Origin of the sequence: Spirillospora sp. NPDC049652, from assembly GCF_040675125.1 — a bacterium.
Classification (GTDB): domain Bacteria; phylum Actinomycetota; class Actinomycetes; order Streptosporangiales; family Streptosporangiaceae; genus Spirillospora.
On record NZ_JBFAOF010000301.1, the window covers coordinates 1 to 7,514 of the forward strand.

Genomic DNA, 7,514 nt, shown 5'->3' on the forward strand with positions numbered 1-7,514 from the left:
CCCGCAGCCGCCGCTACGCCCGCCCCACAGGCTGAGCCCCGTCCGCGCTGCCGTTCCACCGCTCGGGGCTTACCGGGCTGAACATCGGCCAGGGCCGGCCACGAGCGCCTGACCATGGACCTGGTGGCGGTGGCGCCGGGCCGGGAAGGCGGCCTCCACCAGCGGGGTCGTCCAAGGCGTCTCCTCCGTCCCCTTCGGGCCACCTGTGCGCACTGGACCCTCGCGTATTGCTCGGAACGGTCCTATGTTCGGAGCGAGGCCGCCTCCGGCGGGCCGCCCGCAGCCGTCCGCCGGGGCGCGGCGGCATAGCGCGAACCCGCTGAGGAAGGGACCCTCTCATGCGCGCCTCACAGCCCCCCGCCTCCACACCGCCCCCCGCCGCACCGACTCCCTCAGCCGCGGCCTCCGACGCCGCGGCCTCCGACGCCGCGGCCTCCGACGCCGCGACCACTTCTGACGCCAGGACGTCTGACGTTGTGACCTCCGACGTCGCACCTCTCCAAGCCGCGCCTGCGGGCGCGGCGGACGCCGGGGAGCGGCCGGCGGTCATCCTGCCGACGTGGCGGGAGGACCCGCTGGAGCCGCCGCCCGGGCTCGGCCTGCTCCGGAGCGAGGCGCCGGTCTCCCGGCTGGCCTTCCCGGACGGCGCCGCGGGCTGGCTGCTCACCCGGCACGAGGACGTCCGGGCGGTCCTCGCCGACGGCCGGTTCAGCGCCGACCGGGTCATCGCCTCGTCGCCGGTGCGGCGGCCCGCCTTCCGGGCCGAGGACCGGGCGGGCGTGCTGCTCACCATGGACCCGCCGGAGCACACCCGGCTGCGGCGGCTGCTCACGCCGTACTTCACCACCCGCCGCATGCAGGCCCTCGCGCCGCGCGTCGAGCGGATCGTCGCCGACCACCTCGACGCGCTCCGCGCCTCCGGGCCGCCCGCGGACCTGGTGCCGACGTTCACGCTGCCGATCCCGTCCCTGGTGATCTGCGAGCTGCTCGGCGTCCCGTACGCGGACCGCGCCCGCTTCCACACCTGGGCGGCCAGCGCGCTCAGCCTGACCGAGCCGCAGGACCAGGTCGACGCGGCCAGGGACGCGCTCGGGGTCTACATGGACGAGCTCGTCGAGGCCAAGCGCCGCGAACCGGACGACGCGCTGCTCGGCGCGCTGATCACCGCCGAGAACGACCTGACCCCGGCCGAGCTCGGCGGTATCGGGCGGCTGCTGCTCATCGCCGGGCACGAGACCACCGCGAACCAGCTGGCGCTGGGCGTCCTCACGTTCCTCACCCGTCCGGAGCAGCTGCGCGTCTTCCGGGAGAACCCGGACGCGGCCGACCGCGCGGTCGAGGAGCTGCTGCGGTACCTGACGATCATCCAGCACGGCGCGCCCCGGGTGGCCATGGAGGACGTCGTCATCCACGGGCACCGGGTGCGCCGGGGCGAGACGGTGATGCTCTCCCTGTCCGCCGCCAACCGCGACCCGGAGCACTTCGAGCGTCCGGACGAGCTGGACGTCACCAGGCCGCCGTCGCAGCACGTCGCGTTCGGGCACGGCGTCCACCAGTGCCTCGGCCAGCAGCTCGCCCGCGTCGAGATGCGGATCGCGCTCACCGCGCTGTTCGAGGGCCTGCCGGGGCTGCGCCTGGCCGTCCCGGCGGACCGGATCCCCATGCGGCACGACATGTCCATCTACGGGGTGCACCGGCTGCCGGTGGCCTGGGAGGAGTGATCGCCATGCGGATCGTCGCCGATCACGACCGCTGCCTGGGCGCGGGGCAGTGCGTCCTGCACGCGCCCGACGTGTTCGACCAGTCCGACGAGGACGGCACGGTCGTCGTGCTGGTCGGGAACCCGCCCGAGGAGCAGCGGGAGGGCGTCCGGACCGCCGCGCGGATGTGCCCGAACGCCGTCCTGACGCTGGAGGAGGACACGCCGCCCTGACGGCGCGGACGCGTCAGCCGCGAGCCACGCCCGCCTCCTGGCGGTCCGGCGCGTCCTCGGACGGGCCGGTCAGGCCGTACAGCCCGGCGAGGATCTCGTAGGAGCGGCGGCGGTCGGCGTGGTCGTGGACCATCGTGGTGACCATGACCTCGTCGGCGGCCGTCGCCTCGACCAGCGCGTCCATCTTCCGCCGGACGGTCTCGGGGCCGCCCACGACCTGCGCGTCCTGCCGGGAGCGGATCACTTCCTGGTCGAGGAGCGTGTACGGGTAGGCGTCGGCCTCCTCCGGGGAGGGCAGCAGCCCCGGACGGCCCTGCCGCAGCCGCAAGTGGGCCAGCGCCTGCGGACGCGCCAGGTGTTCGGCCGTGGCGTCGTCGGCCGCCGCCGTGACCGAGACGGCGATCATCGCGTAGGGCTCGGACAGGCCGTCCGCCGAGGGACGGAACGACTCGCGGTACAGGGCGAGGGCGGGCAGCGTGTTCTCGGCGCTGAAGTGGTGCGCGAACGCGAACGGGAGGCCGAGCATCCCGGCGAGCTGGGCGCTGTAGCCGCTGGAGCCGAGCAGCCAGACCGGCGGCCGGTTGCCCGCCGCGGGGGTGACGGTCCCGCCGTCCTCGAAGTAGGCGCGCAGCTCGTGCACCTGCTCGGGGAAGTCGTCCACCGAGAGCGGGTTCGCGGTGCGGCGCAGCGCCCGCGCGGTCGCCGGGTCGGTGCCGGGCGCCCGGCCGAGTCCCAGGTCGATCCGGGCCGGGAACAGCGCCTCCAGCGTGCCGAACTGCTCGGCCACCACCATCGGCGCGTGGTTGGGCAGCATGATCCCGCCGGACCCGACCCGCAGCCGCGTGGTGGCCGCCGCGACCTGCCCGATCAGCACCGCCGTCGCCGAGGACGCGATGCCCGGCATCGTGTGGTGCTCGGCGAGCCAGTACCGGTGGTAGCCGAGGTCCTCGGCGTGCCGGGCGAGGTCGAGGGTGTTGCGGAGCGCCTGCGCGGACGTGGAGCCGGACGCGACGGGCGCGAGATCGAGCACGGAGAACGGGAGACTCATGCTCAGTGCCAACCCGCGCCCGCCGCCCCGTCTTCCCGCCCCGCCGCGCGTCCCTTCTCACACCGCCTCCGGGAACCCGGCCGGGCGGCCCGCCCAGATTGCCGGGAACGCCCTGGTCTGTACATCGTTCGGGGCCGTACGATGTGCGGCATGCGCGCCCTGATCATCCAGCACCAGTCGTCCGCCCCCGCCGACGGGCTCCAGCTCGCGCTCGCCGCCCGCGGCTGGGAATGCGAGGTCCACGTGGTGCGGGAGGCCGGGACCGAGCTGCCAGATCCCCGGGAATTCGGGCTGATCGCGCCGCTCGGGTCGGCCTGGTCCGCGCACGCCCCGGAGACCGGGCCGCTGATCGCGCCCGAGCTCGCGCTGCTCCGCGACGCGCACGCCGCGGGCGTCCCGGTGTTCGGGGTCTGCTTCGGCGGCCAGCTCCTGGCGACCGCCCTCGGCGGCCGGACCGAGCGCGCCGCCTACTCCGAGCACGGATTCGTGAAGGTCGACACCGAGGACGCCGGGCTCGTCCCGACCGGGCCGTGGTTCCAGTTCCACGACGACCGGTGGGTCGCGCCGCCCGGCGCGCGCACGATCGCCCGCACCGACTCCGCGCCGCAGGCGTTCACCATCGGCCGGTCGCTGGGCGTCCAGTTCCACCCGGAGATCAACGCGCCGCTGCTGGAGCAGTGGCTCGCGGGCGGCGGCACGGCCATCCTGCGCGCGGCGGGCCACGACCCGGACGCCGTCCTCGCCGAGGTCAACGACCGGGCCGGGGAGACGGCCGCCCTGATGGACGGCCTCCTCGACGCCTTCCTCACCCGCGTCGCCACCGCCTGACCCGAGTCCGGGCGTCCGCCTGACCCGAGCCCGGGCCGTCCGCAGGTGCGGAGCGCGGACGGCCCGGACGGGTCAGGTCCGGTCAGGCGTGGCGGGCGGCGGCCTCGGCCAGTTCGGTGAACAGCGCCTGCTGGACGGGGTCGGCGCCCGCGGTGTCCTCCGGATGCCACTGGACGGCCAGGAACCAGCCGCGCGCGTCCTCCAGCTCGACGGCCTCGACGGTGCCGTCCGCCGCGTGCGCGACCGGGACCAGCCCGGTGCCGAGGGTCTCCGCCGCCTGGTGGTGGTAGCAGGACGCGGTCAGCTCCGCGCCGCCGGTGACCTTGGCGAGCAGCGAGCCGGGCGTGGCGGTCACGGGGTGGACGACGTGCCGGTGGTCCGGCTCCATGTGCTGGCGGAGCGTCCCGCCGCGGACGGCGTTCACGACCTGGAGGCCCCGGCAGATCGCCAGCAGGGGCAGGCCGGTGTCCAGGGCGTGCCGGGCCACCGCGATGTCGAAGGCGTCCTGCTCCTCATCGACGTCGTAGAGGGTCTCGTGCTCGTCCGCGACGCCGTAGTGCCGAGGGTGCAGGTCGCCGCCGCCCGGCAGCAGGACGCCGTCGCAGCGCGCCAGCCGCGACGCGACGTCCTCGGGCGCGGCCGGGTGCATCATGAACGGCTCGCCGCCGCCGCGCCAGACGGCCTCGGCCAGCGCCCGCGCGGTCACCTCGGCCCGGTAGCGCAGTGCGGACGCCGACTCGGAGAACCGGCAGGGCAGCGCGATCAGCGGCCGCAGGCCCGGGCCCGCCGCGCTCACAGCTCGATCCAGGTGGTCTTGAGGTCGGTGTACTTGTCGAGCGCGTGCAGCGACTTGTCGCGGCCGTGCCCGGACAGCTTCACGCCGCCGAACGGGACGCTGTAGTCGCCCTCCTCGTAGCAGTTCACCCAGACCGTCCCGGCGCGGAGGGCGCGGGAGATCCGGTGCGCGGCGGACAGGTCGGACGTCCAGACGGCGGCGGCGAGGCCGTAGTCGGTGTCGTTGGCCAGCCGGACGGCCTCGCCCGCGTCGGAGAAGGTCAGCACCGACAGCACCGGGCCGAAGATCTCCTCGCGCGCGATCCGCATGGACGGCGCGACGTCGCCGAACACCGTGGGCTCCACGAAGTGCCCCGGCCGGTCGATCGCCGAGCCCCCGGCCAGCAGCGACGCCCCGTCGGCGCGTCCGGCGTCGGCGTAGGACAGGACGCGGTCGCGGTGCCGGGCCGACACGAGCGGTCCCATCTCGGTGGCCGGGTCGAGCGGGTCGCCGACGCGCAGCGCGGCCGCGCGGGCGACGATCCGCTCCACGACCCGCTCGGCGACGTCGCGGTGCACCAGCAGCCGGGACGGCGCGGTGCACATCTCCCCGGCGTTGAAGAAGATGCCCCAGGCGGCGGTGTCGGCGGCGGCGTCCAGGTCGGGGGCGTCCGGCAGGATGATGTTGGGGGACTTGCCGCCCAGCTCCAGCCAGACGCGCTTGAGGTTGGAGTCGGCGGCGTAGCGCAGGAAGTGCCGTCCGACCTCGGTGGACCCGGTGAACGCCAGGACGTCCACGCCGGGGTGCTCGCCGAGCGCGCGGCCGGTGACCTCGCCCGGCCCGTTGACGACGTTGAGGACGCCCGGCGGGAGGCCCGCCTCGTCGGCGAGGGCGGCCAGGCGCAGCGCCGACAGCGGCGACTCCTCGGCGGGCTTCAGCACGGCCGTGCAGCCCGCCGCGAGCGCGGGGCCGAGCTTCCAGACGGCCATCGTGAGCGGGAAGTTCCACGGGACGACCGCCGCGACGACGCCGGCGGGCTCGCGGGTGACCAGCGCCAGCGATCCGGGGGCGGTGCGGGGCGCCTCGTCCAGGCCCTTGTCGGCGATCTCGGCGTACCAGCGCAGCCCGTTGATCACCGCGCGCAGCTCGATGCCGTCCGCCTCGGCGATCGGCTTGCCCATCTCCAGCGAGACGAGCAGGGCGAGCTCGGCGCGGTCGCGCTCGACCAGGTCGGCCCAGCGCAGCAGGTGGGCCTTGCGCTCGGCGGGGGCCATCCGGGGCCAGGGGCCCTCGTCGAACGCGCGGCGGGCGGCGGCGACGGCGCGGTCGACCTCGTCCTTCCCGGCGGACGGGACGCGCGCGAGCACCTCGCCGTCCCGGGGGGAGACCAGGTCGAAGGCGTCGCCGGGGGACTGCGGGGCGTCCGCCCCGCCGATGCGGTGCGCGGTCGCCGGGACGAGCCGGCCGGCCCGCGCGCGCCACTCCTCGTAGGAGACCTCGGGCACGGTCCCTCCTCGGGGTCCGGGGGATGTCATTTGGTCCCGAATGTTAGGGGTGGGGGTTGACCCCCGTCACTCCCGTCCGCAAACTTGTTTGGCATCAAACAACCTGGAGGTGCCGTGGCAACGATCGCGGGTGTCGCCGTCGACACCGGTCACTGGATCGGCGGTGAGCGCGTCCCGTCGGCCGGGACGTTCACCGACGTGTCGCCGATCGACGAGCGGCCGCTCGCCGAGATCGCCTCCGGCGGCGCGCGCGAGGCCGAGGCCGCCGTGGACGCCGCGCGCAAGGCGTTCCCCGCCTGGGCGCGCACGTCCCGCGAGGAGCGCGCCCGCCTGCTGCACGCCATCGCCGACGGCGTGGAGAAGCGGATCGAGGACCTCGCGCAGGTCGAGACGCACGACAACGGCGCGCTGATCCGGTCGCACCGGCGCGGGGTCATGCCGCGCGTGGCGCACAACTTCCGGTTCTTCGCCGACTGGCTGCTGAACCTCGGCCACGAGGACTTCGAGACCCGCGGCCACACCAACCACGTCTCCTGGGACCCGGCCGGCGTCTCCGCGCTGATCACCCCGTGGAACGCGCCGCTGATGCTCGCCACCTGGAAGATCGCCCCGGCGCTCGCGGCGGGCAACACGGTCGTGCTGAAGCCCGCCGAGTGGACGCCGCTGACCGCGTCCCTGCTGGCCGACATCACCGCCGAGGCCGGCCTCCCGGACGGCGTGTTCAACGTCGTCCAGGGCTACGGCGCGCAGGTCGGCGGCCCGCTGACCGCCCACCCGGACGTCCGCCGGATCAGCTTCACCGGCTCGGTCCCGACCGCCCGGACGATCGCCGCCGCGGCCGCCCCGAACCTCACCCCGCTCTCGCTGGAGCTCGGCGGCAAGTCCCCGCTGCTGGTCTTCGCCGACGCCGACCTCGACCTCGCCGTGGACCTCGCCGTCGAGCAGTACGACAACGCCGGGCAGGTCTGCCTCGCCGCGACGCGGCTGCTCGTCGAGGCGTCCGTCGCGGACGAGTTCACCGCGCGGTTCATCGAGAAGGCGTCCAGGCTCAAGCAGGGCGACCCGCGCGACGAGACCACCGACATCGGCCCGCAGGTCCACCGCAAGCACTTCGAGCGCGTGGACGGCTTCGTCCAGCGGGCGAAGGCGGACGGCGCGTCCGCGCTCATCGGCGGCGGCCCGAACGACGACCTCGGCGGCCTGTACTACCGGCCGACGCTGTTCGCGAACCCGGGCACGGAGATCGTCTCGGAGGAGGTCTTCGGGCCCGTCCTGACCCTCCAGACGTTCGACACCGAAGAGCAGGCCGTCGCGATGGCCAACGAGACCAAGTTCGGTCTCGCCGCCACCGTCGCGACCGGATCGCCGGAGCGCGCCGAGCGCGTCACGGCCCGGCTGGTCGCCGGGACGGTCTGGGTGAACTGC

The 7,514-nt window shown here is 75.0% G+C and carries 7 protein-coding genes; 4 read left to right on the forward strand and 3 right to left on the reverse strand.

The genetic code is table 11. The features are described from left to right. Nucleotides 1-476: 476 nt before the first annotated feature. Together AB0J52_RS19985 and AB0J52_RS19990 are read left to right on the forward strand one after the other, a co-directional pair. Complete coding sequence (locus AB0J52_RS19985) at nucleotides 477-1,721, forward strand: cytochrome P450 (RefSeq protein ID WP_500183095.1); 1,245 nt, start codon at nucleotides 477-479, stop codon at nucleotides 1,719-1,721. Nucleotides 1,722-1,726: 5 nt separating this feature from the next. Next, nucleotides 1,727-1,933, forward strand: a complete 207-nt coding sequence (locus tag AB0J52_RS19990; protein WP_500183096.1) for a ferredoxin — start codon at nucleotides 1,727-1,729, stop codon at nucleotides 1,931-1,933. A gap of 13 nt (nucleotides 1,934-1,946) precedes the next feature. Here the strand turns inward: AB0J52_RS19990 and AB0J52_RS19995 are convergent, their stop codons facing one another. Then, complete coding sequence (locus AB0J52_RS19995) at nucleotides 1,947-2,981, reverse strand: LLM class flavin-dependent oxidoreductase (RefSeq protein ID WP_500183097.1); 1,035 nt, start codon at nucleotides 2,979-2,981, stop codon at nucleotides 1,947-1,949. A 150-nt stretch (nucleotides 2,982-3,131) separates the two neighbouring features. Here AB0J52_RS19995 and AB0J52_RS20000 point away from each other — a divergent pair, with 150 nt between their 5' ends. Further along, on the forward strand, nucleotides 3,132-3,809 hold the full coding sequence (locus tag AB0J52_RS20000) for a type 1 glutamine amidotransferase (protein WP_500183098.1): 678 nt from the start codon (nucleotides 3,132-3,134) through the stop codon (nucleotides 3,807-3,809). A gap of 82 nt (nucleotides 3,810-3,891) precedes the next feature. On the opposite strand, the gene AB0J52_RS20005 is transcribed toward AB0J52_RS20000, so the two are convergent. Together AB0J52_RS20005 and AB0J52_RS20010 are read right to left on the reverse strand one after the other, a co-directional pair. After that, complete coding sequence (locus tag AB0J52_RS20005) at nucleotides 3,892-4,605, reverse strand: gamma-glutamyl-gamma-aminobutyrate hydrolase family protein (protein ID WP_500183099.1); 714 nt, start codon at nucleotides 4,603-4,605, stop codon at nucleotides 3,892-3,894. Next, nucleotides 4,602-6,089 (reverse strand): aldehyde dehydrogenase family protein, encoded by a 1,488-nt coding sequence (locus AB0J52_RS20010; protein WP_500183100.1) that lies wholly within the window; start codon nucleotides 6,087-6,089, stop codon nucleotides 4,602-4,604. The genes AB0J52_RS20005 and AB0J52_RS20010 overlap by 4 nt, the downstream gene beginning before the upstream one ends. Nucleotides 6,090-6,203: 114 nt before the next feature. Here AB0J52_RS20010 and AB0J52_RS20015 point away from each other — a divergent pair. Continuing rightward, a partial coding sequence (locus tag AB0J52_RS20015) for an aldehyde dehydrogenase (RefSeq protein WP_500183101.1) occupies nucleotides 6,204-7,514 on the forward strand: 1,311 nt, incomplete at its 3' end.